Here is a 22,143-nt window from a genome sequence, read left to right as displayed (position 1 = left end):
TACGTACATGGTGTCTCATAGTGCCTCGACCCCACGAGCAGGAGGAGCGAGCTGATGGACGACATCGAGGTGCTGCAGGCCGTGCGCCTGAAGGGGCGGGCCACGCCCGAGCAGGTGGCCGGCGTCACGGGCGCCGACGCCACCCAGGCCCTGGCCGGCCTGGCGCAGGCGGGCCTGCTGGTGGACAAGGGCGAGCGCTACCGGATGACGCCCGAGGGCAAGGCGCGCCTCGGCGAGCTGCTGACCCGCGAGCGCGCGGGTGTCGATCAGGACGCACTGGCGGCGCTCTACGAGGAGTTCACCGCGCTCAACGCCACGTTCAAGGAGCTCGCGACCGCCTGGCAGCAGCGCGACGGCGCGCCCAACGACCACACCGACGCCGCCTACGACGGTGCGATCCTGCGGCGGCTGGCCGACGAGGTCCACCCGCCGCTGCGTGCGCTGCTGGACCGCCTGGTCGCGGTCGCCCCGCGCCTCGCGCCGTACCCCGGGCGCTTCGATGCGGCGCTCGCGACGATCCAGGCGGGCGACCACGCGTGGTTCCTGCGCCCGGTGGTGGACAGCTACCACACGGTGTGGTTCGAGCTGCACGAGGACCTGATCGGGTTGGCCGGACACACGCGCGAGGCCGAGGCGGCCGCCGGCCGCGCTGCGTAGGCGGCACCGACACCGTGCTGGACACCATGTGTGGACAGCACGTACGATGCCGCTCGACATGGCAGACGACGACGCGCTGCGCGCCTACCGGGCGCGCCTGAGGGAGTGGCTGGCCGCCCACGCCGAGACGGCCCCGCGCCGCACGGTGCTCGAGCCGCTCGACGACGACGACGTCCGCGGCCGCCTCGCGTGGCAGCGGACGCTCAGCGAGGCCGGCTACGCCGGGGTGACCTGGCCCGAGCGCTTCGGCGGCGCGGGCGGCAGCCCGGCCGAGGCCGTGGCCGTCGAGCAGGAGCTCGAGGCCCACGGCGTCGCGACCGCCTTCGACTTCATCGGCATCGGCATGGTCGGCCCGACGCTCATGGTGCACGGCAGCGCCGAGCAGCAGGACCGCCACCTCGAGCCGCTGCTGCGCGGTGACGAGCCCTGGTGCCAGCTGCTCTCCGAGCCGGGCGCCGGCTCGGACCTCGCCGCGGTGCAGACCCGCGCGCGCCGCCAGGACGACGGCACCTGGGCCGTCGACGGCCAGAAGGTGTGGACGTCCTTCGCCCAGCACGCCGCCTTCGGGATCCTGCTCGCGCGCACCGACCCGGACGTCGCCAAGCACAAGGGCCTGACGATGTTCGTCGTCCCGATGGACGCACCGGGCGTGACGATCCGTCCGCTGCGCCAGATCACCGGCGACGCGGAGTTCAACGAGGTCTTCCTCGACGACGTCCGGCTCTGCGCCGAGGCCGTCATCGGCGCGCCGGGCGAGGGCTGGAAGGTCGCCCTGACGATGCTCGGCTTCGAGCGCGTCGCGGTCGGCTCCGGGCTGCACGCCACGCCGCTGGACCAGCTCGTGGCGGCGGTCGGCGCGCACGCCGACGACCGCGAGGACCCGGCCGTGCGCGTCCGCCTGGGCGAGGTGGCCTCCCAGCTGCTGGCCCTGCGCCACACGAGCGAGCGGGTCGTCGAGCAGGTCTCCCAGGGCCAGGTCCCCGGCCCGGAGGCCGGGCTGATCAAGATCACCAGCGTGCTGGCGTCCCTCGACGCCTGCCGGCTGGCCGTCGACGTCCGCGGCGCGCAGGCGCTCGTGGCGCCCGAGTGGGGCCATCAGGTCTCGATGCTCCCCGGCGTGCGGTCGGCCGGCGGGACCGAGGAGATCCTGCGCAACGTCATCGGCGAGCGGGTCCTCGGCCTGCCGCCCGAGCCGCGGGTGGCGGCGTGAGCGCGGCGGCGATGTTCCGGGCGCTCAGCGACGAGCAGGGCTTCCTGGTCGAGGCCGCGCGCGACGCGCTGGGGCGCGTCGCGACGCTCGAGGCGGCGCGGGCGGCGCTCGACGGAGGGCCGGCCCCGGACCTCTGGCCGCTGGCCTGCGAGGCGGGCTGGGCCGGGCTGCTGGTCGCCGAGGACGCCGGCGGCGCCGCCCTGTCGGCCGCCGAGGCGACCCTCGTCCTGGAGGAGTGCGGGCGGCGCCTGGCCGACGCCCGCCTGCTCGGCCACCTGCCGGCGACGGCGCTGCTCGGCGCGGCCCCCGACGCCGGCGGCGGGCTCCTGGGCCAGCTGGCCGACGGCACGCGCCGCGCCGCGCTGGTCGACCCGGCGGTCGGCGGGCGCGGCGGGCGTCTCACGCTGCGCCGCGACGGCGCGGTGGCCCGGGCCACCGGGCACGTGCCGGGGGTGCTCGACGCGCCGGGCGCCGACGTGCTGGTCCTCGTCGGCGAGGACGAGGAGGGGCTGCCCGCGGCCGGGGTCGTGGCGGCGGAGGCCGGCGGCGTCGCGCTGGACGCGGTGGCCGGCTACGACGCCACGCGGGCGGTCGGCGACGTCGCGCTCGACGACCTCGAGGTGCGCGTGCTGGACCTGGCGCCCGCGCGGGCGCGCGACGGGGCCGACCTGCAGCGGCTGCTGCTGGCGGCCGAGTCGGTCGGCGCCGCGTCGGCGGCGCTGGAGCTCGCGCGCGACTACGCGGTGGACCGCGTCGCCTTCGGCCGGCCGATCGGCTCCTACCAGGCGATCAAGCACAAGCTGGTGGAGATGCTGCGGCGCACCGAGGGTGCGCGGTCGGTCGTCATCGCCGCCGCGCGCCAGTGGGACGAGGAGCGCGAGCGCTTCGCCCTCACCGCCAACGCCGCGCGGGTGACCGCCGCCGACGCCCTGGGCTTCTGCGCGCTGGAGAGCATCTTCGTCCACGGCGGCGTCGGTGCCACGTGGGAGCACGACGCCTCGCTGACCTACCGGCGCGCCGAGCATGCCCGCCGGCTGGCCGGCGGGACGACCGCGGCGGCCGACGCCGTCGCGCAGGCGCTGTTCGCGCTCGTGCCCGCCGCCGATCGGACGACAACTCCACGCGAGGTGTCTGGACAGCATGTACGATCGTAGGAGCACCATGACCGCCGTCGAGCCCCTCACGCCCTGGGCGGACCTGATCGAGCACGACCGCGTGCACGGGTCGCTCTACACCGACCCCGCGATCTACCAGGCCGAGCTCGAGCGCATCTGGTACCGCGAGTGGGTCTACGTCGGGCACGTGTCCGAGGTGCCCGAGCCCAACGACTACGTCCTGAAGTCCCTCGGCCCGCAGCCGGTGATCATGTCCCGCGACAAGCAGGGCGAGATCCACCTGCTGCTCAACCGCTGCACCCACCGGGCCAACCTCGTCTGCGACGCGCCCCGCGGCAACTCGAGCGCGTTCCGCTGCCCCTACCACGGCTGGACGTTCTCCAACACCGGCAAGCTGCTCGGGTACCCCTTCAACAGCGGCTACGGCGGGCGCGAGGCCAAGAAGGACCTCGGCCTCGGCCGCGTCCCGCGCGTCGCCCAGTACCAGGGCTTCGTCTTCGGCTCCTTCGCCGAGGAGGGGCCGACGCTGCTCGAGCACCTCGGCGCCGCTCGCGAGGCCTTCGACCGGCTCGTCGCGCTCTCGCCGACGGGCGAGGTCGAGCTGACCGCCGGCTGGCTCCAGCACAAGGTCAAGGCCAACTGGAAGATGCTGCTGGAGAACGAGACCGACGGCTACCACCCGCAGTTCGTCCACTCGTCGATCTTCAGCGTGGCCGACAGCGGCATCGGCGACCTCTACGGCGAGAAGTCGACCGCGGTGGCGCGCGACCTGGGCAACGGCCACACCGAGAACGACCTGCGGCCCGAGTTCCGGCGCATCGGCCAGCCCCTGGGGTGGTTCGGCACGAAGCCCGAGAAGGTCCCGGACTACGTGCGCCAGATGGAGGACGCCTACGGCAAGGACAGGGCGCGCGAGGTGCTCATCGACGGCTCCCCGCACGTCATGGTCTTCCCGAACCTCTTCATCGCCGAGATCCAGCTCTTCGTCCTGCAGCCGCTGGCCGTCGACCAGACCGTGCAGCACGTGACCGCCGTCCAGTACGGGGGCTGCCCGGACATGAACCGGCGGATGCTGCAGCAGACGATCGGGTCCGTCGGGCCGGCGGGCTTCCTGCTCGCCGACGACTCGGAGATGTACGAGCGCAACCAGCGCGGCGTGCTGGCCAAGGACCCCGAGTGGCTCGTCCTCAAGCGCGGGGTGCACCGCGAGCGCCACGACGAGCGCGGCTTCCTCATCGGGGACGCGACGGACGAGGTGCCCCAGCGCGGCATCTGGCGCCACTACCGGTCGCTGATGGAGGCGGTCTAGTGGCGGCGACGCCCGCGGTCGGGATCGACCTGCGCGACGTCGAGCAGTTCCTCTTCCGGGAGGCGCGCTACGCCGACGACCACGACTACGACGCGTGGGAGGCCCTGTGGACCGACGACGCGATCTACTGGGTGCCCGCCAACGGCGACGACATCGACCCGACGCGGCAGATGTCGGTGATCTTCGACAACCGCGCGCGGATCGCCACGCGCGTCAAGCAGTTCCACACCGGCAAGCGCCACGCCGCCACGCCGCCCTCGCGCGTGCGCCGGCTGGTGACCAACGTCGAGCTGCTCGGCCCCGACCCCGAGGTCGACGGGCAGGTCCGCGTGGGGGCCAACTTCCTGGTGGTCGAGTCGCGCGAGCGCGGGACGACGCACTGGGCGGGCCGGTACGAGTACGGGCTGCGCGAGGTCGACGGCGAGCTGCGGATGGCCTTCAAGAAGGTCATGCTCGTCGACAACGACCGGGCCCTGTACACGCTGTCGTTCCTCATCTGAGCATGCGCGGCGAGGCCGAGCCGGTCGGCGAGGTCGTCAGCGAGTTCGCGGCGGTCTCCCTGAGCATCGACCACGAGGGCAACGGGCCGCGGCTGCGCGTCGAGGACCTGCGCACCGGCCACGTGGGGTTCCTCGATGCCCTCGAGCTCGAGACGCTGGCGTGGCTGCCCGACGGCGCCCTGCACCGCTTCCTGGACCCGTCGCTGCACCGCTGGCGCGACGACGGCGTGCTGGCCCGCGAGGAGCTCGACCGGTGAGCGCGCGGGTCCCCGACGTCATCGGCGTCGTGGGTGCGGGGACGATGGGCGCGGGCATCGCGCAGCTCGCCGCGCAGGCGGGCGCGCGCGTGCGGCTCTTCGACGCCGTCCCCGAGGGGCTCCAGCGCGGCCTGGCGACGATCGAGCGCGGGCTGGGCAAGCTCGTGGCCAAGGGGCGCCTGAGCGCCGAGGAGGCGGCGGCGCTGCGCGCCCGCGTCGAGCCCGCCGGCCGGCTCGAGGAGCTCGCCGGCTGCGGCATGGTGATCGAGGCCGTCCCCGAGCGCCTGGAGCTCAAGCTCGAGCTCTTCGGCCGGCTCGCCGAGCTCTGCGGCGCGGACTGCGTCCTGGCGACGAACACGTCGTCGCTGGGGGTGACCGAGATCGCGGCCGGCGTGCCGCGGCCCGAGCGCGTCGTCGGCCTGCACTTCTTCAACCCGGCGCCGGTCATGCGCCTGGCCGAGGTCGTCCCGGGCGTCGCGACCGCGCCCGACGTCGTGGCCGTCGCCCGCGCGGTGGGGGAGGCGATGGGCAAGCGCGTCATCGACGCCGCCGACATCCCGGGCTTCCTCGTCAACCGCGTCAACCGCCCGTTCTTCCTCGAGGCGCTGCGCGTGGTCCAGGAGGGCCAGGCGACCGTCGAGCAGGTCGACCGCGTCATGCGCATGGCCGGCGGCTTCCGGATGGGCCCGTTCGAGCTCATGGACCTCATCGGCATCGAGACCAACCACGCGGTCGCCGAGGGCTTCCACCGCCAGACCTACGGCGAGCCGCGCTACCGCCCGAGCCCGCTGGCCGCGCGGATGGTCGCCGCGGGGCGCCTGGGTCGCAAGACGGGCGCCGGCTGGTACGCCTACGAGGGCGACGGCGCCGGCCCGCCGGCCGACCCGGAGCCGCCGCAGGCCGGCGGCGGCGACGGCCGCCCGCTGCGCGTCGACGGCGACGGCCCGGCACCCGACGCCCTGCGCAGCGCCGCCCGGGCGGCGGGCTGGGACGTCGGCGACCACGACGACCCGTGGCTGTGGGTCGGTCGCGACGCGGTCCTCGTCGACGGCGCCTCGCTGCACCTCGCCGCGCCCGAGGCCGCGGGCCTGCACCTCCTCGCGCCGTTCGACGGCGCGCGCCTCGTCGAGCTCACCCGCACCCCGCGCACCGACCCGGTGGCGGCCGAGCGCCTCGACGCGCTCGTCCGCAGCCTGGGCCGCGTGCCCGAGTGGGTCGGCGACGGCCCCGGCCTCGTCCTCGGCCGCATCGTCGCCCAGCTCGTCAACGAGGCGGCCTTCCTCGTCGGCGCCGGCGACGGCACGCCCGACGACGTCGACGCCGGCCTCGAGCTCGGCGTCAACCACCCCCGCGGGCCCGTCGCCTGGTCCGAGGCCACCGGCACCGCCCAGGTCGTGCGCATCCTCGACGGCCTGTTCGCCGAGCTCCACGAGGAGCGCTACCGCGTCGCGCCGCTCCTGCGCCGGCGCGCGGCGATCGGGATGGGCCTGCGGGACGTCGAGGCGCCGGTCGCTCCTACCGCCCCACGAACCGCGGCCGCCGCTTCTCCTTGAACGCCGCGACGCCCTCGGCGTAGTCCGCGGTGGTCGCGTGGCGCTGCTGGACCTGCGCCTCGAGCGCCACCGCGTCCTCGAGGGCCAGCGTGCGCGAGCGGTCGAGGACCTCCTTGATCGAGGCCAGGGCCGTCGTCGGCATGGCGGCCAGGCGCTGCGCGAGGGCCAACCCCTCGGCGTGGAGCTCGTCGTCGGCGACGAGGCGCTGGACGAGGCCCCACGCGTGCGCGCGGGCCGCGGGAAGCCGCTCGCCGAGCATCGCGAGCTCCGCGGCACGGCCGGCGCCGACCTTCGCCGCGAGGTGGCCGAGGACGCCGCCGTCCGGCATGACGGCGATGTGGACGAAGGCCAGGAGGAAGGTCGCCGAGTCGGCGGCGACGACGAGGTCGCAGGCGGCGGCGAGGGAGACGCCGAGCCCGGCGGCCGGGCCGTGGACGGCGGCGACGACGGGCTTGGGCATCCGCCGGACCTCGAGCACGACCGGGTTGTAGATCTCCTCGAGGCGGGTGTGGAGGTCGGGCGCGCCGTCGGGCAGCAGCTCGCGCGGCACCTTGACGTCGGCGCCCGCGCAGAAGCCACGGCCCGCGCCGGTGACCAGCACGGCGCGCACGCCGGGGTCCGTGCCGGCGTCGCGCAGCGCCGCCAGCAGGGCGCGGCCCATGTCGGGCGTCCACGCGTTGAGCGCCTCCGGGCGGTTGAGCTGCAGGTGCGCGACGGCACCGTCGCGCTGCACCAGGACGTCGTCGCTGCGCTCGGCCACGCGCGGATGCTACGCAATGTCTGGACAGCATGTACGATCTTGGCGTATGGGTCACGGCCTCCTGTCCTACGCCGCGTACGTCCCGCGGCACCGGCTGCAGCGCGCGGAGCTCGCCTCCGCCCTCGGCACGGGCGGGGGCAAGGGCGCCCGGGCCGTCGCCTCCTACGACGAGGACTCGACGACGATGGGCGTCGAGGCGGCGCGTGCCGCCCTGACCGACGGCACCCGGCCGCAGAGCCTGTTCTTCGCCACCACGGCACCGGCGTACCTCGACAAGACCAACGCGACGGCGATCCACGCCGCGCTCGACCTGGGCCACGAGGGCTTCGCCGTCGACCTCGCCGGCTCGGCACGCGGGGCCACCGGTGCGCTGCGCGCCGCCGCGGGCTCGGGAGGCCTGGCCGTGCTGAGCGACCTGCGCACGGGCCGGCCCGGGTCGGCCGACGAGCGCGACAGCGGCGACGCCGCCGCGGCGTTCCTCTTCGGCGAGGGCCCGCCGATCGCCGAGGTCGTCGCCGAGGCGTCGGCCACCGCGGAGTTCCTCGACCGCTGGCGCGCGCCCGGCGAGCAGGCCAGCGGGCAGTGGGAGGAGCGCTTCGGCCTCGAGGCCTACCTGCCGCTCGTGCGGGACGCCGCCCGCCGCGCGCTCGACGCCGCGGGCCTCGACGAGGTCGACCACGTCGTCGTCTCCTCGCCCCACAGCCGCGCCGCCGCGACCGCCGCCAAGAGCCTCGCAGGGCGCGTGCCCGAGCAGCCGCCGGCGATCGGCTACGCCGGCGCGGCCGACCCGGGGGTCCGGCTCGCCGCGGTGCTCGACCGCGCGGGGCCGGGGGAGACGATCCTGCTGGTGATCGCCGCCGACGGCTGCGACGCGACCGTGCTGCGCACGACCGACGCGCTGCCCGGCCGCCGGGCGACGGTGCCCGTCGCCGAGCAGCTCGAGGGCGGCCACGACGTCCCGTACGCGACCTACCTGACCTGGCGCGGGATGCTGCACCGCGAGCCGCCGCGCCGGCCCGAGCCCAGCCGTCCCGCGGGGCCGGCGTCCGCGCGCTCCGAGGCCTGGAAGTTCGCGTTCGTCGGCTCGCGCTGCGAGGCCTGCGACCACGTCCACGTCCCCCCGCGGCGGGTGTGCGTCAACTGCCAGGCCGTCGACCGCATGGCGCGCGCGCCGCTGGCCGGCAAGGGTGGGACCGTCGCGACGTACACCGTCGACCGCCTCGCCTTCTCGCCCTCGCCGCCGATGATCGACGCGGTCGTCGACTTCGACGGCGGCGGGCGCTACACGCTCGAGGTCGCCGACGCCGACCCCGACCAGGTCGACATCGGCACGCCGCTCGAGCTCACCTTCCGCCGGCTCTACACGGCCGGCGGCGTCCACAACTACTTCTGGAAGGTCAGGGTGCGCCGTGCCGTCTAACGGGATCCGCGACAAGGTCGCCATCGTCGGCATGGGCTGCACGGCCTTCGGCGAGCACTGGGGCAAGTCGGCCGACGACCTCCTCGTCGACGCCGCCGAGCAGTGCTTCGCCTCGGCGCCCGGCCTGCCCAAGGAGGACGTCGACGCCTTCTGGCTGGGGACGATGAACTCGGGCCAGTCGGGCACCGTCCTCTCCAAGCCGCTGGGCATCGACTACAAGCCCGTCACCCGCGTCGAGAACATGTGCGCGACGGGCTCCGAGGCGTTTCGCAACGCCTGCTACGCCGTGGCCTCCGGCGCCTACGACCGCGTCATGGCGGTCGGCGTCGAGAAGCTCAAGGACACCGGCTACTCGGGGCTCGTGCGCTCCAACGTCCCGGGCGACGGCACCGCGCCGGAGGAGACGCTCACCGCGCCCGCCGCCTTCTCGCTGCTGGACCCCGCCTACTGCAAGAAGTACGGCGTCGACCCGCAGGCGATGCGCGACGCGATGACCCACGTCGCGTGGAAGAACCACGTCAACGGGGCCAAGAACCCGCGCGCGCAGTTCCGCAAGGAGGTCCCGAAGGAGAAGATCGACGCGGGGGCCGGCCGGGTCGCGGGCCGCCTGGGCGTCATGGACTGCTCCGGCGTCTCCGACGGCGCGGCGGCCGCGCTCGTCGTCCGCGCCGAGGACGCCCACCGGTACACCGACCGGCCGATGTTCGTGAAGGCGCTGTCGGTCATCGCGGGCCCCGCCAGCGGGCCGATCGACCCCTCCTACGACTACACGACCTTCCACGAGGTCGTGGCCTGCGCCAAGGACGCCTACGCGCAGGCCGGCATCACGGACCCGCGCGCCGAGATCTCGATGGCCGAGGTGCACGACTGCTTCACGCCGACCGAGCTCGTGCTCATGGAGGACCTCGGCTTCAGCGAGCGCGGCCAGGCGTGGCGCGACGAGCTCGAGGGCGTCTTCGACCTCGACGGCGCGCTGCCGGTCAACCCCGACGGCGGCCTGAAGTCCTTCGGCCATCCGGTGGGCGCCAGCGGGCTGCGGATGCTCTTCGAGTGCTGGCTGCAGTTCCGCGGCGAGGCGGGCGACCGCCAGCTCGCCGATCCGCGCCTCGGGCTGACCCACAACCTCGGCGGGCGCCCCGGCACGTGCGTGTCGTTCATCTCGATCGTGGGGGCCGAGCAGGGGTGAGCGCCCCGCCACTGCTGGTCGAGCGCCGCGACGCGGTGCTCGTCCTCACGCTCAACCGCCCCGAGCAGCGCAACGCCGTCGACGTCCCCATGGCCGAGGCGATCGCGGCCGCGCTCGACGAGCTCGACGGCGACCCGGGCCTGCGCGTCGGCGTGCTCACCGGCGCGGGCAAGGGCTTCTGCAGCGGCATGGACCTCAAGGCCTTCGCGCAGACCGGCACGCGCCCGTGGGCCGGCGACCGCGGCTTCGCCGGCATCGTCCGCCGCCCGCCGCGCACGCCCCTGGTCGCCGCGATCGAGGGCTTCGCCGTCGCCGGCGGCCTGGAGGTCGCGCTGGCCTGCGACCTCGTCGTCGCCGCGAAGGGGGCGAAGCTCGGCATCCCGGAGGCCAAGCGCGGCCTGGTCGCCGCGGGCGGGGCGCTGCGCCGGCTGCCGCGGCTGCTGCCCGCGCCCATCGCGATGGAGCTGGCGCTCACGGGCGAGCTCATCACGGCCGAACGCGCCCACGCGCTGGGCGCCGTGAACCGGCTCGCCGAGCCGGGGGAGGCGCTCACCGAGGCCCTCGCGCTGGCGCAGACGATCGCGGCCAACGGCCCGCTGGCGCTCACCGCGAGCAAGCAGGTGCTCCAGGAGCAGTGGTCCTGGAGCGACAGCGAGTTCTTCGACCGGCAGGCGGCGATCGCCGATCCGGTCATGGCGTCCGAGGACGCGCGCGAGGGCGCGCGGGCCTTCACCGAGAAGCGCGCCCCCGTCTGGCAGGGGCGCTGAAGGAGCACATGCCCGGCATCGTCAGCTACGGGACCTACGTCCCCCGCCACCGCCTCGACCGCGCCGCGATCCGCAGGACCCTGAACCCGTCCGACCCGCCCGGCGGCAGGGGGACGCGGGCGGTCGCCGGCTTCGACGAGGACACGACCTCCATGGGCGTGGAGGCGGCACGGGCCGCGCGGTGGAACGGCAGCTTCACGCCGACCGCCGTCCACTTCGCCACGACCGCGCCCGCCTACGCCGACAAGACCAACGCGACGGCCATCCACGCCGCCCTGACGCTCGCTCCCGACGTCTTCGCCACCGACCACGTCGGGTCCATCCGCAGCGCGGTCGGCGCCCTGCGCGCGGCCGCCGCCGAGGGCGGGCTGGCGGTGCTCAGCGACGTGCGCATCGGCCGCCCGGGGTCGGCCGACGAGGCGGGCGGCGGCGACGGCGCCGCCGCGTTCCTCTTCGGCGAGGGCGACGGCGTGGTCGCCGAGCTCGTCGGCCAGGCGAGCGCCACCGCGGAGTTCCTCGACCGCTGGCGCGTGCCCGGCGAGCAGCACTCGAGCGTCTGGGAGGAGCGCTTCGGCCTGGGCGTCTACCTGCCGCTCGTGCAGGACGCCGCCGGCCGCGCGCTGGCCGCCGCCGGCGTCGAACGGCCCGACCACGTCGTCATCGCCTCGCCGCACACCCGCGCCGCCGCGACCGCGGCCAGGGCGTTCGGCGCCGCGGTCGACCCGTCGCTCGAGGCGGCCACCGGGAACCTCGGTGCCGCGCAGGCCGGCGTCGGGCTGGCCGACGCGCTGGACCGCGCGCAGCCCGGCGAGCACGTCCTCGTCGTCAGCGCCGCCGACGGTGCCGACGCCCTGGTGCTGCGGGTGACCGACGCGATCGCCGGCCGCCCGGCGACCGCCGGACCCCGGGCACAGCTCGGGCTCGCCGAGGAGGTCGACTACGCGACGTACCTGACCTGGCGCGGGACGCTCGTGCGCGAGCCGCCGCGGCGGCCGGACCCCGTCCGGCCCGAGGGCCCTCCGGCCCAGCGCGCGGCGAGCTGGAAGTTCGGCTTCGTCGGCACCCGCTGTCGTTCGTGCGAGCGCGTGCACGTCCCGCCGACGCGGGTGTGCGGCACCTGCGGCGCGGTCGACGAGATGGACGACGTCTCGATGGCCGACCGCCAGGGGACCGTCACGACCTACACCGTCGACCGGCTGGCGTTCTCGCTCAGCCCGCCGACGATCACCGCCGCCATCGACTTCGAGGGCGGCGGCCGCTTCACGTGCGAGCTGACCGACTGCACGCCGGAGGACGTCGACGTGGGGACGCGCGTCGAGATGACCTTCCGCCGGATGTACAGCGCGGCCGGCGTGCACAACTACTTCTGGAAGGGCCGACCCGTGAAGGAGCGCAGCTGAGATGGCGAGCCATGGGATCCGCGACCGCGTCGCGATCGTGGGCATGGGATGCACGACCTTCGGCGAGCACTGGGGGCGGTCGATCGACGACCTCCTCATCGACGCCGTCAACGAGGCGGTCGGCTCGGTCGACGGCCTGCAGCGCGACGACGTCGACGCCTACTGGCTGGGCACCATGGGCTCCGGGACCTCCGGGCTCACCCTCAGCCGGCCGCTGAAGATCGACAACAAGCCGGTCACCCGCGTCGAGAACTACTGCGCGACGGGCTCCGAGGCGTTCCGCAACGCCTGCTACGCCGTCGCATCGGGCGCCTACGACGTCGTCATGGCCGTCGGCGGGGAGAAGCTCAAGGACTCCGGCTACTCGGGCCTCGTCGTCCCGCCCGCCTCCAACGACGGCACGGTCTCCGAGCCGTCGGCGCCGGCGGTCTTCAGCCTCCTCGCACCCGCGTACGCCAAGAAGTACGGCGTCGAGCCCGGCCAGCTCAAGGACGTCATGACGCGCATCGCGTGGAAGAACCACAAGAACGGCGCGCTCAACGAGCGGGCGCAGTTCCGCAGCGAGGTGCCGATGGAGAAGATCGCCAGCTCGCCGATCGTGGCGGGGCAGCTCGGGATCTTCGACTGCAGCGGCGTCGCCGACGGCGCGGCCGCGGCGATCATCGTCCGCGCCGAGGACGCCCACCGCTACACCGACCGGCCGATGTTCGTGAAGGCGCTGGCCTTCGCCGCGGGACCGGCCGAGGGTCCCGTCGACCCCGAGTACGACTTCACGTCGTTCGGCGAGGTCGTCGCCTCGGCCGAGGACGCCTACGCGCAGGCGGGCGTCACCGACCCGCGGGCGGAGATCTCGATGGCCGAGGTCCACGACTGCTTCACGCCGACCGAGCTCGTCCTGATGGAGGACCTCGGCTTCTCGGACCGGGGCGAGGGCTGGAAGGACGTCATGGAGGGCCGGTTCGACCTCGACGGCGACCTGCCGGTCAACCCGGACGGGGGGCTGAAGTCCTTCGGCCATCCGATCGGCGCCAGCGGCCTGCGGATGCTCTTCGAGTGCTGGCTGCAGTTCCGCGGCGAGGCGGGCGACCGCCAGCTCGAGGACCCCAAGCTCGGCCTGACCCACAACCTCGGCGGCTCGCCCGGGGCGTGCGTGTCGTTCATCTCGATCGTCGGGGCGGAGCGCGACCCTGCCTGACGCGCCGTCTGGACACGACGTCCGACCCCGCCATCTGTAGCGTCTACAACGAACCGCCGTCCGCCAAGAGGAGAGGGAATGACGACCACCGCCCCCGAGTCGCTGGGCTCCGCGTCCCCGGAGGTCCACGCCTCCACGATGTGCGAGGCCTTCCAGGCGACCGCCGCCGCCTACGCCGAGGAGGTCGCCGTTCGCAGCCACGACGGCCAGACCGAGATCACCTTCGGCGCCTACGCCGACCGCGTGCGCTCGATCGCCGCGGGCATGGCCGCCAAGGGCGTCGCGCGCGGGGACACCGTCGCGCTGCTCCTGGTCAACCGGCCGGAGTTCCACCTCTGCGACACCGCCGCCGTGCACCTCGGCGCCACGCCGTTCTCGATCTACGCGACCTCGTCGCCCGAGCAGGTCGCCTACCTGCTGGACAACTCCCAGGCCGACCTCGTCATCACGCAGGAGGTCTTCGTCGACAAGCTGATCGAGGCGCGCGGCGACCGCGGCCGCCCGAGCACGATCGTCTGCCTCGACGGGCGCCGTGACGGGACCATCACGCTGGAGGAGCTCGAGGCCGCCGGCGACCCGGCCTTCGACTTCGAGACCGCGTGGCGGGCCGTCCAGCCCGACGACGTGCTGACCCTGATCTACACCTCGGGCACCACCGGTCCGCCAAAGGGCGTCGAGCTGACCCACGCGAACATGCTCGCCCAGTGCCGCGGCGTCTCGCAGGTGCTGCCGATGCGCCCGGGCGCCCGCATCACCTCCTACCTGCCGTCGGCGCACATCGCCGACCGCTGGTCCTCGCACTACAACCAGATGTGCTTCGGGCTCCAGATCACCACGGTGCCCGACCCGAAGCTCATCGCGCAGGTCCTGCCCGAGGTGCGGCCCACGGTGTGGGGCGCCGTGCCGCGCGTCGCCGAGAAGCTCAAGGCGGCGCTGGAGGCGGGGCTGCAGGCCGAGCCCGACGAGGCGCGGCGCGAGGCCGTGCTCGGCGCGATCGAGCTGGCCAAGCAGAAGGTCCGCCTGGAGCAGGCCGGGGAGCCGGTTCCCGAGGAGCTCGCCCAGAAGGTCGCGGCCATGGACGAGGCGGTCCTCTCGAAGCTGCGGGCCAAGCTGGGCCTCGACCAGGTCGAGTGGTTCATCATCGGCGCGGCGCCGCTGGCCCGTGCGGTCCAGGAGTTCCTCCTCGCGCTGGGTCTGCCGATCTCGGAGATCTACGGCATGTCGGAGTGCTCCTGCTGCGTGACCGTCACCGCGCCCGCCGCGGCGAAGATCGGCTCGGTCGGCCAGGTCATCGAGGGCTGCGAGCTGCGGCTCGACGCGGACGGGGAGCTGCTCGTGCGCGGCGCGACGATCATGAAGGGCTACCGCAACGAGCCCGAGAAGACGGCCGAGGCCATGACCGAGGACGGCTGGCTGCGCACGGGCGACATCTGCTCGATCGACGACGAGGGCTACGTGCGGATCGTCGACCGCAAGAAGGAGCTCATCATCAACGCGGCCGGCAAGAACATGTCGCCGGCGAACATCGAGCAGGAGCTCAAGTCGGCCGACCCGCTCATCGGCCAGGCCGCGGTGATCGGCGACCAGCGCCCGTACAACGTCGCGCTCCTCGTGCTCGACCCCGACATCGCGGCGGCGGCCGCGCCGAAGCTCGGCATCGACCCGCCCACGGTCGCGGCGGTCGCCGCGGACGAGCGCGTGCGCGCGCGCATCGCCCAGGCCGTCGAGCAGGCCAACGGCCGCCTCTCGCGCGTGGAGCAGATCAAGCGCTACGAGCTGCTCACCGAGGAGTGGGCGCCGGGCGGCGACGAGCTCACTCCGACGATGAAGCTCAAGCGCAAGCCGATCAACCAGAAGTACGAGGGGCTGATCGAGGGCCTCTACGCCGGCTGAGACCGCCGCGTCGGTCAACGTGTACGGACATGGCGTCCGATATGCTCGGACGCCATGTCGGCCGACCCCGTCCTCGCCGAGCGCGACGGTCCCGTCGCACGGATCACGCTCAACCGCCCGGAGGCGCTGAACGCCATCACCGTCGCGCTGGCCGAGGGACTGCGCGAGGCGGTCGAGGCGCACGGGGAGGAGGCGGAGGTCGTCCTCATCCGCGGGGCGGGCGGGAACTTCTGCGTGGGCGGCGACTTCCACGAGCTCGAGCGCCTGCGCCAGGAGGGCCCGCAGGCGACCGCCGAGCTCTTCGCGGCCTTCGGGCGGGCCTGCGACGCCGTGGGGCAGGTCTCGGCGCCGGTGGTCTGCGCCGTTGAGGGCTACGCGATGGCGGGCGGGTTCGAGCTGCTGCAGGCGGCCGACATCGCGATCGTCACCGACGAGGCCAGGATCGCCGACAACCACGCGAACTTCGGGCAGGTCCCTGGCGGCGGGAGCTCCCAGCGGCTCCCGCGGCTCGTGGGCCGCCAACGCGCCAGCGCGCACGTGCTCACCGGCGACCGCCTCTCGGGCCGCGACGCGGTCGCCTGGGGCCTGGCCTACCGCTCGGCGCCCGCGGCGGAGTTCGACGCCGCCGTCGAGGCGCTGCTCGAGCGGCTCGTCGGCAAGAGCCGCGACGCGCAGGCGCGGACCAAGCGGCTCATCCGCGACGGGCTGGAGCTCTCGCTGGCCGACGGCCTCGAGCTCGAGCGCCGCACCGTCGTGGACCACCTGACGGGCGAGTCGGCCGCCGCCGGCATCGCCGCCTTCACCGACCGAGGAGGACGCTGACGTGTCCGACACGCTGCTCGAGGCGGGCCCGGTGCTCGTCGACCTGGACGGGGGCGTCGCCCACGTGCGCCTCAACCGGCCCGAGGCGCTCAACGGCCTGGACGTGCCGCTGCTGCGGGCGCTCTACGACGCGCTGCTGCTCGTGCACGGCGACCCGCGCACGCGCGCCGTCCTGCTGACCGGCGAGGGGCCGAGCTTCTGCGCCGGGGGCGACGTCAAGACCTTCGCCGCCAAGGGCGAGGCGCTGCCCGACTACCTGCGCGAGGCGACGACCTGGCTGCAGAACTGCACCACCGCGCTGCTGGCCCTGCGGGCGCCCGTGGTCGCGGCGGTCCACGGCTTCGCCGCCGGCGGGGGCGGCTTCGGCCTGGTGTGCGCGTGTGACCTGGTGCTCGCCGCGCAGTCGTCGAAGTTCCTGCTCGGGGCCACGCGCGTGGGCATGGCGCCCGACGCCGGGGGCTCGGTCACGCTCACGCGGCTGGTGGGGCTGCGCAAGGCGCTGGAGATCGCGCTCACCAACCCGACGCTCAGCGCGCAGGAGGCCCTCGAGCTGGGCATCGTCACGCGCGTCGTGGCCGACGACGCGCTGCTCGACGAGGGACGGGCGCTGGCCGCCGCGCTCGCCGCCGGCCCGACGCTCGCGCTTGCCGCGACGAAGCGGCTGCTGTGGGACGGCGTCGGGGCGACGGTGGCCGACCGGCTGCCGGAGGAGTCGCGCGTCGTGTCCGAGCTCTCGGGGACCGCCGACGCGCGCGAGGGCCTCGCCGCGGTCATCGAGCGCCGAGCCCCGACCTTCCGGGGCGCCTGAGCCGATGCCGATCGACGTCGCGAAGGTCGTGGGCGCCGCGCTGCCCGAGACCCCTGCGCGGTGGGGCCCCGACGACGTGGTCCTGTACCACCTCGGCGTCGGCGCGGGCGACCCGCCCACCGACCCGGGCCAGCTCAAGTGGGCCTACGAGCAGGGGCTGGTCGTCCTGCCGTCGTGGGGCGTGCTGCCCGCGATGGGGACGCTCCTGCACATGCTCGGCCTGGACGGCATGGACGTCGACCTGCGCACCCTGCTGCACGGCGAGCAGGAGCTCGTCGTCCACGAGCCGCTGCCCGTGGAGGGCGACGTCGTGACGACCGGGCGGGTGGTCGACGTCCTCGACAAGGGCAAGGCGGCCCTCGTCGTCCTCGAGACCGAGACGCGCGCCGCGCAGGACGGCCGGCCCCTGTGCACGAACCGCTTCAGCGCGTTCTTCCGCGGAGAGGGCGGGTTCGGCGGCGACGCGGGACCGAGGCCCCACGTGTTCGCGCCCGACCGCCCGCCGGACCACGTCCTGCGGGCCCGGACCCTGCCCCAGCAGGCGCTGCTGTACCGGCTCACCGGCGACAAGAACCCGCTGCACGCCGATCCCGCGTTCGCGACGAAGGCGGGCTTCGAGCAGCCGATCCTCCACGGCCTGTGCAGCTTCGGGATCGCCTGCCGGCTGCTGGTGGACCAGGTCCTCGGCGGCGACGTGACGGCCGTGCGGCGCTACGGGGCGCGCTTCGCCGGGGTGCTGTTCCCGGGCGAGGAGCTCGAGCTCGCCGTCTGGGACGAGGGCGAGACGCTGCACGCCGCGGCGCGCTGCGTCGAGCGCGACGCGCCCGTGCTGGCGAACGTCGTGCTCGATCGCGGCGAGCGGCGCTAGGCGGCCTGCGCGGCGACGTCCTCGAGGTCGAGGGCGTCGACGGCGGCCCAGGCCTCGCGCACGTCGGCGAACTCGCCGAGGAGCGCCGGGCCGGTGGTGGTGGCGGTGTGCAGCACGGTGGTGCGGCCGCGGCGGGTCATGACCAGCCCCCCGCCCACGACGGCGCCCCGCACGGTGGTGGAGTCCAGGTCGTAGGTCATGACCACACGGTGACCGAACATCGCGTTCGGCTGTGTGGAGGACGTCACACGCGGCGCGCGCACCGGCGTGCTAGTCCGCGGTGTAGCCGCCCACGAGGTGCGCGAGACCGCCGGCGAACTGCTCGCGGCCCGCGCCGTGGCGTCCGGCGGCGTAGAGCGCCGCGCCCAGCGTGCACCACGACAGCGTGAGGAACAGCTCGTGGGCGGTGTCCCGGTCCAGGCCGCCCTCGTGCAGCACGTCGAGCACGGCGTCGCGGTGGCGGGCCGCCGCGGGGCCCTCGGTGGGGCGCTGCGCCATCGCCTCGGCGATGGCCGGCCGCGCGAGCAGCAGCTCGTGCAGGGCGGTGAAGAAGGCGGTGACGCCCTGCTGCCAGGGCCGCGCGGGGTCGACGGGCGCCACGTCGGCGAGGGCGGCGTCGACGATGCGGTCGATCAGCTCGTCCTTGGACGTGACGTGGCTGTAGAGGGACATCGCGGCGCAGCCGAGGTCGGTGGCCAGGCGGCGCATGGAGAGCGCGGCGAGGCCCTCGCGGTCGGCGAGCGCGGCGCCGGCGCGGGTGACGAGCTCGGCGTCCAGCGGTCCTCCGCGACTTGCACCGGCCATGCCGTACAGCGTAAGGTACCGACGTGCCTTACACCGTACGCCATGGTCGTGAGGGCGAGCTGCGCCAGGTCCCGGAGACCGGGGAGTGGTGGCAGGACAGCGCGTTCATGACGTTCCACGCACCCGAGGCCGGCATCGGGGGCCACGTGCGCATCGGCCACGAGCCCCATCACGCGGGCGGCATCTCGGCGCTGTGGTTCGGCCTCGTCACCCGCGACGGCCGGCAGTTCCGGCGCAACGTCGCGACCCCGCTCACCGACGCGGACCTGCGCGACGACGGCTTCGGCGCCCACGGCGGGCGCTACCTGGCCGTGCTCGACGGCGAGGACGTCGTCTTCGCCGTGGACGACGAGGGGTGCTCGATGCGCCTGCGCTTCGCGGACTTCTACGCGCGCACGGACTTCTTCCCGCCCTCGGCCGGCACGCTGGTCGACGACTTCGCCAGCTCGCACTTCGAGACCTCCGGACGGGTGACGGGGACGATCGTGCTCGGCGGCCGCACCTACGAGGTCGACGGCCTGGGCCACCGGGACCGCAGCTGGGGGGTGCGGCGCTGGGACACGCTGCTCGACCACCGCTGGGTGCCGGGCACCGTCGGGCCGGAGCTGTCCTTCGGCTGCATCTCGTGGCACGGCGTCGACGGTTCCCTGCGCCAGTTCGGCTACGTGGTGCGCGAGGGCGAGGTCGTGCACGCCGAGGCCGTGGACGTCGTCGTGGAGCTCGAGGCCGACGGGCTGACCTACCGCGGCGGCACGAGCGTGCTGCGGCTGCCGGGAGGCGAGGAGCTCGTCGTGCGTGCGCGGCCCTACGGCGCCACCGTGTCCGAGCACCACGGCGTGGCGTGCGTCGATGCGATCTGCGAGGTGGAGGTCGACGGCCGGCGCGGGTTCTGCGACCTCGAGGTCTCCACGAACCCCCGTGCCGGCCGGGGCCCGGTGACGACGGCGTTGCGCGCGAACCTGGCCGACGGGATCAGCGGCGTCCCGGAGGCCGCACGCGCGTGAGCTCCGCACCGCCCGACCCGCTGATGCCGTCGGAGCGGGCCGTCCACCACTGGACGACCACGAACCTCGGCGAGGCCGTGCCGGGCGTCATGACACCGCTGTGCTGGTCGCTCTGGGGACCGACGGGCGAGCGCGCGGCGCGCCGGGCGGCCCACGAGATCGGCGTGCTGCGCCGGGACGAGCTGGCGCCGCCGGCCGACCCCGCCGACTGGGTCCTGCGGCCGTTCCACGGTCGCCTGACGATGCAGCTCGAGTTCATGGCGCTGGTCGGCGACCGCCTGCCCGGGACGACGGGGGCCGAGGCGATCCGCAGCATGTTCGGGGCCGTCCCGCCCGGCATGGCCTTCGCGCCCACCCGCGCCCGCTACCCCGCGATCGCCGTCCGCCTGCCCACGACCTTCGCGCGCTTCCCGGGGCTCCTGCGCGCGCTGGCGCCCGAGCAGGACCGCTGGTGGCGCGACGCGGTGGCCCGGGCCCCCGCCCTCGACCTCGCGGGTGCCCGCGCGCTGTTCGCGCAGGCCGTCGCGCGCTTCGAGCGCGCCGGGCACGTGCAGCTCGTGGGCACGCTCTCCAGCATCCGGCCGCTGTTCGACGCGCTCGACGCCCTCGTGCAGGACGCCGGGGTGGGCGACCTCGCCGTGCTGAGCGGCACCGGGGGCGCGGAGATGGCGGTCGTCGCCGACATCTGGCGCGCGTCGCGCGGCGAGCTCGAGGTCGCCGACGTGGTCGCGCGCCACGGCTTCCACGGTCCCGACGAGGGCGAGGTCTCCAGCCGCGTCTGGCGCGAGGACCCGGCGCCCCTGCACACCATGGTCGCGCGCTACGCCGCCCGGGACGAGGCCCAGAGCCCGCTGGCCGGCGAGGCCGGGGCGCGCGAGCGCCTGGCGGCGGCGCAGGCCGAGGTGCTCGCCGCGCTGCCGCGCCGCCGGCGCCCGGCAGCGGCCCTGCTCCTGCGCCTCGCGGCCGCCCGGCTGCCGTTGCGCGGGGTGGCCAAGCGCTCGTTCCTGCAGGCGGTCGACGCCGGCCGCGCGGCGGCGCGGCGGGCGGGCGCGCTGCTGGAGGCCGACGGCGTGCTGGCCGCGGCGGACGACGTCTTCCTGCTCACCGGCGAGGAGCTCTGCGGCGCCCTGCCCGACGGCGTGCGCGAGGTGGTCGAGCACCGCCGCCAGCGGCGCGCGGCCCACCAGCGCGTGGAGCCGGCGTCGTCGTCGTGGGCCGGCCTGCCCGAGCTCGTGCCGGTGGCGGCGCCCGGGGCCGGGGGCGGGGCGGACGGCGGGTCCGGCGTCGTGCGGGGCACCGGGGTCAGCGCGGGGGTGGTCGAGGGCGTCGCGCGGGTGGTGACCGACCCGAGCTTCGAGGACGTGGAGCCCGACGAGGTGCTCGTCGCGCGCACGACGGACCCGAGCTGGTCGTCGATCATGTTCGTCTCCAGCGCGCTCGTCGTCGACCTCGGCGGGGCGCTGAGCCACGCCGCGGTCGTCGCCCGCGAGCTCGGCGTCCCGTGCGTGGTGGGGACGGGCAACGGGACGAGCGTCCTGGCCACCGGCGACCGCGTGCGCGTCGACGGGACGGCCGGGACGGTCGAGGTCCTCGCCCGGGTCTGAAAGCCCTTTCAGGAGAAGTTGAAAGTCCTTTCAGTTCTCTGGTAGCGTCGCCGCGACACCGAGTCCTGGAGGAGACCCGTGCCGTTCGACGTGCTCGCAGCGATCCCCGTGCATCCCGACAGCGTGATGCCGCTCACCCCCGAGATCATCTTCACGATCTTCCTGGGCATCCCGGTGGCGCTCCTGCTCACCATCGGCCTGCGCCACCTGCGCGCGGGCAAGGAGCCGCTGCTGCTCGTCTGCCTCGCCGGCGGCCTCCTCGCGTGCGTCTGGGAGCCCATCGTCGACACGATGGGGCTCTGCTACATCAAGGAGGGCGCGGAGCTCTCGACGTACACGATCCTCGACCGGACGATGCCGCTGTTCATCCCGTTCGTCTACACGTGGTACGTCGGCGGCCTGGCGTACATCGCCTACCGCCTGTACGCGGCCGGCATCACCGCCCGCGGGATGTTCGCGCTGTACCTCATCGACTGCGGCGTGAACATCTGGCTCGAGAGCCCGGGCGTGCTCCTGGGCGCCTACGAGTACTACGGCTCCCAGCCGCTGGACTTCTGGGGCCTGCCGCTGTGGTGGACGCTCATGAACCCGCTCATGCCGATGATCGGCGGCGCGCTCATCTACCGCCTGCGGCCCCACCTCACCGGCTGGCGGATCCTCGGCGTGATCCCGATCATCCCGATGGTCGACGGCATCACGAACGCCGGCATCGGCTGGCCGATGTGGATCACGCTGAACAACGAGGGCATCTCCCTGGTGTGGACGCACCTCGCGGCCCTCGCCACGTTCCTGCTCGCGCTCTACGTCGTGTGGATGCTCGGCTTCCTCGTCGGGCGTCCCGCCGAGCAGGTGCGCAGGCTCACCAAGCTCGAGCTCCTGCGCGAGGCGCTGTCGGGCGACCCGCCGCCCCCGGTCCCCGGCAGCGCGCCGGTGCCCGGGGCGCCGGCGCCCGGCCGGGTCCCCGTCGGCGCACCCGCCCCGGCGCTCGGCGCGGCGGCCTCCTAGCCCGCG

22 protein-coding genes are annotated in these 22,143 nt (G+C 74.7%); 19 read left to right on the top strand and 3 right to left on the bottom strand.

The features are described from left to right. Positions 1–54: 54 nt before the first annotated feature. From JUB12_RS06905 to JUB12_RS06875, 7 genes are read left to right on the top strand one after another with little or no spacing between them, the layout of a single operon-like run. Positions 55–657 carry a hypothetical protein gene (locus JUB12_RS06905; protein WP_205698888.1) on the top strand — a complete coding sequence of 201 codons (603 nt, stop codon included), beginning with the start codon at positions 55–57 and terminating at the stop codon, positions 655–657. A 58-nt stretch (positions 658–715) separates the two neighbouring features. Further along, on the top strand, positions 716–1,867 hold the full coding sequence (locus JUB12_RS06900; RefSeq protein WP_241004448.1) for an acyl-CoA dehydrogenase family protein: 1,152 nt from the start codon (positions 716–718) through the stop codon (positions 1,865–1,867). Further along, complete coding sequence (locus JUB12_RS06895) at positions 1,864–3,021, top strand: acyl-CoA dehydrogenase family protein (RefSeq protein ID WP_241004447.1); 1,158 nt, start codon at positions 1,864–1,866, stop codon at positions 3,019–3,021. The genes JUB12_RS06900 and JUB12_RS06895 overlap by 4 nt, the downstream gene beginning before the upstream one ends. A gap of 7 nt (positions 3,022–3,028) precedes the next feature. Next, positions 3,029–4,291: a Rieske 2Fe-2S domain-containing protein gene (locus JUB12_RS06890; RefSeq protein ID WP_205698886.1), complete on the top strand. Its 1,263-nt coding sequence runs from the start codon at positions 3,029–3,031 to the stop codon at positions 4,289–4,291. Then, on the top strand, positions 4,291–4,791 hold the full coding sequence (locus JUB12_RS06885) for an aromatic-ring-hydroxylating dioxygenase subunit beta (RefSeq protein ID WP_205698885.1): 501 nt from the start codon (positions 4,291–4,293) through the stop codon (positions 4,789–4,791). Before JUB12_RS06890 ends, JUB12_RS06885 begins: the two co-directional genes overlap by 1 nt. 2 nt (positions 4,792–4,793) lie before the next feature. Beyond that, positions 4,794–5,048, top strand: a complete 255-nt coding sequence (locus JUB12_RS06880) for a hypothetical protein (RefSeq protein WP_205698884.1) — start codon at positions 4,794–4,796, stop codon at positions 5,046–5,048. Then, positions 5,045–6,601 (top strand): 3-hydroxyacyl-CoA dehydrogenase, encoded by a 1,557-nt coding sequence (locus JUB12_RS06875; RefSeq protein ID WP_205698883.1) that lies wholly within the window; start codon positions 5,045–5,047, stop codon positions 6,599–6,601. Before JUB12_RS06880 ends, JUB12_RS06875 begins: the two co-directional genes overlap by 4 nt. Here the strand turns inward: JUB12_RS06875 and JUB12_RS06870 are convergent. Continuing rightward, positions 6,564–7,361, bottom strand: a complete 798-nt coding sequence (locus JUB12_RS06870; RefSeq protein WP_205698882.1) for an enoyl-CoA hydratase-related protein — start codon at positions 7,359–7,361, stop codon at positions 6,564–6,566. The two genes, JUB12_RS06875 and JUB12_RS06870, sit on opposite strands and share 38 nt — an antisense overlap. A 46-nt stretch (positions 7,362–7,407) precedes the next feature. Between JUB12_RS06870 and JUB12_RS06865 the strand changes: the two genes are divergently transcribed. The 9 genes from JUB12_RS06865 to JUB12_RS06825 all read left to right on the top strand — a co-directional run bounded on the left by JUB12_RS06865 (position 7,408) and on the right by JUB12_RS06825 (position 17,720). Next, entirely contained in the window at positions 7,408–8,781 is a 1,374-nt protein-coding gene (locus JUB12_RS06865) for an OB-fold domain-containing protein (protein WP_205698881.1), read from the top strand. After that, a complete protein-coding gene (locus JUB12_RS06860; RefSeq protein ID WP_205698880.1) occupies positions 8,771–9,967 on the top strand; it encodes an acetyl-CoA acetyltransferase in 1,197 nt (398 codons plus the stop codon). The genes JUB12_RS06865 and JUB12_RS06860 overlap by 11 nt, the downstream gene beginning before the upstream one ends. Beyond that, positions 9,964–10,734: a crotonase/enoyl-CoA hydratase family protein gene (locus JUB12_RS06855; RefSeq protein ID WP_205698879.1), complete on the top strand. Its 771-nt coding sequence runs from the start codon at positions 9,964–9,966 to the stop codon at positions 10,732–10,734. The genes JUB12_RS06860 and JUB12_RS06855 overlap by 4 nt, the downstream gene beginning before the upstream one ends. Before the next feature lie 8 nt (positions 10,735–10,742). After that, positions 10,743–12,134: an OB-fold domain-containing protein gene (locus tag JUB12_RS06850; RefSeq protein ID WP_205698878.1), complete on the top strand. Its 1,392-nt coding sequence runs from the start codon at positions 10,743–10,745 to the stop codon at positions 12,132–12,134. Between the two features lies 1 nt (position 12,135). Beyond that, positions 12,136–13,329, top strand: coding sequence for an acetyl-CoA acetyltransferase (locus JUB12_RS06845; protein ID WP_205698877.1), 1,194 nt, complete (start codon positions 12,136–12,138; stop codon positions 13,327–13,329). A gap of 78 nt (positions 13,330–13,407) precedes the next feature. Next, the gene (locus tag JUB12_RS06840; protein WP_205698876.1) at positions 13,408–15,222 is read left to right on the top strand and encodes a long-chain fatty acid--CoA ligase; all 1,815 of its coding nucleotides are present in this window, start codon (positions 13,408–13,410) and stop codon (positions 15,220–15,222) included. Between the two features lie 54 nt (positions 15,223–15,276). Continuing rightward, positions 15,277–16,044, top strand: a complete 768-nt coding sequence (locus JUB12_RS06835) for an enoyl-CoA hydratase/isomerase family protein (RefSeq protein ID WP_205698875.1) — start codon at positions 15,277–15,279, stop codon at positions 16,042–16,044. A 1-nt stretch (position 16,045) separates the two neighbouring features. Further along, entirely contained in the window at positions 16,046–16,852 is an 807-nt protein-coding gene (locus JUB12_RS06830) for an enoyl-CoA hydratase/isomerase family protein (protein ID WP_205698874.1), read from the top strand. A 4-nt stretch (positions 16,853–16,856) separates the two neighbouring features. Then, a complete protein-coding gene (locus tag JUB12_RS06825; protein ID WP_205698873.1) occupies positions 16,857–17,720 on the top strand; it encodes a MaoC/PaaZ C-terminal domain-containing protein in 864 nt (287 codons plus the stop codon). Here JUB12_RS06825 and JUB12_RS06820 read toward each other — a convergent pair. Together JUB12_RS06820 and JUB12_RS06815 are read right to left on the bottom strand one after the other, a co-directional pair. After that, the gene (locus JUB12_RS06820; RefSeq protein WP_205698872.1) at positions 17,717–17,920 is read right to left on the bottom strand and encodes a hypothetical protein; all 204 of its coding nucleotides are present in this window, start codon (positions 17,918–17,920) and stop codon (positions 17,717–17,719) included. The genes JUB12_RS06825 and JUB12_RS06820 overlap by 4 nt on opposite strands. Before the next feature lie 70 nt (positions 17,921–17,990). After that, entirely contained in the window at positions 17,991–18,524 is a 534-nt protein-coding gene (locus JUB12_RS06815; RefSeq protein ID WP_205698871.1) for a TetR/AcrR family transcriptional regulator, read from the bottom strand. A 23-nt stretch (positions 18,525–18,547) separates the two neighbouring features. On the opposite strand from JUB12_RS06815, the gene JUB12_RS06810 reads away from it, so the two are divergent. The 3 genes from JUB12_RS06810 to JUB12_RS06800 all read left to right on the top strand — a co-directional run bounded on the left by JUB12_RS06810 (position 18,548) and on the right by JUB12_RS06800 (position 22,137). Next, positions 18,548–19,528 carry a hypothetical protein gene (locus JUB12_RS06810; protein WP_205698870.1) on the top strand — a complete coding sequence of 327 codons (981 nt, stop codon included), beginning with the start codon at positions 18,548–18,550 and terminating at the stop codon, positions 19,526–19,528. Continuing rightward, positions 19,525–21,132, top strand: coding sequence for a PEP-utilizing enzyme (locus JUB12_RS06805; RefSeq protein ID WP_205698869.1), 1,608 nt, complete (start codon positions 19,525–19,527; stop codon positions 21,130–21,132). The genes JUB12_RS06810 and JUB12_RS06805 overlap by 4 nt, the downstream gene beginning before the upstream one ends. Positions 21,133–21,258: 126 nt before the next feature. After that, a complete protein-coding gene (locus JUB12_RS06800) occupies positions 21,259–22,137 on the top strand; it encodes a hypothetical protein (protein WP_205699717.1) in 879 nt (292 codons plus the stop codon). Positions 22,138–22,143 lie beyond the last annotated feature (6 nt).

The sequence above is a fragment of the Conexibacter sp. SYSU D00693 genome, assembly GCF_017084525.1.
Lineage (GTDB): Bacteria > Actinomycetota > Thermoleophilia > Solirubrobacterales > Solirubrobacteraceae > Baekduia.
Note: the sequence above shows the minus strand (reverse complement) of the source record. Positions and strands in the feature narration are given on the sequence as shown.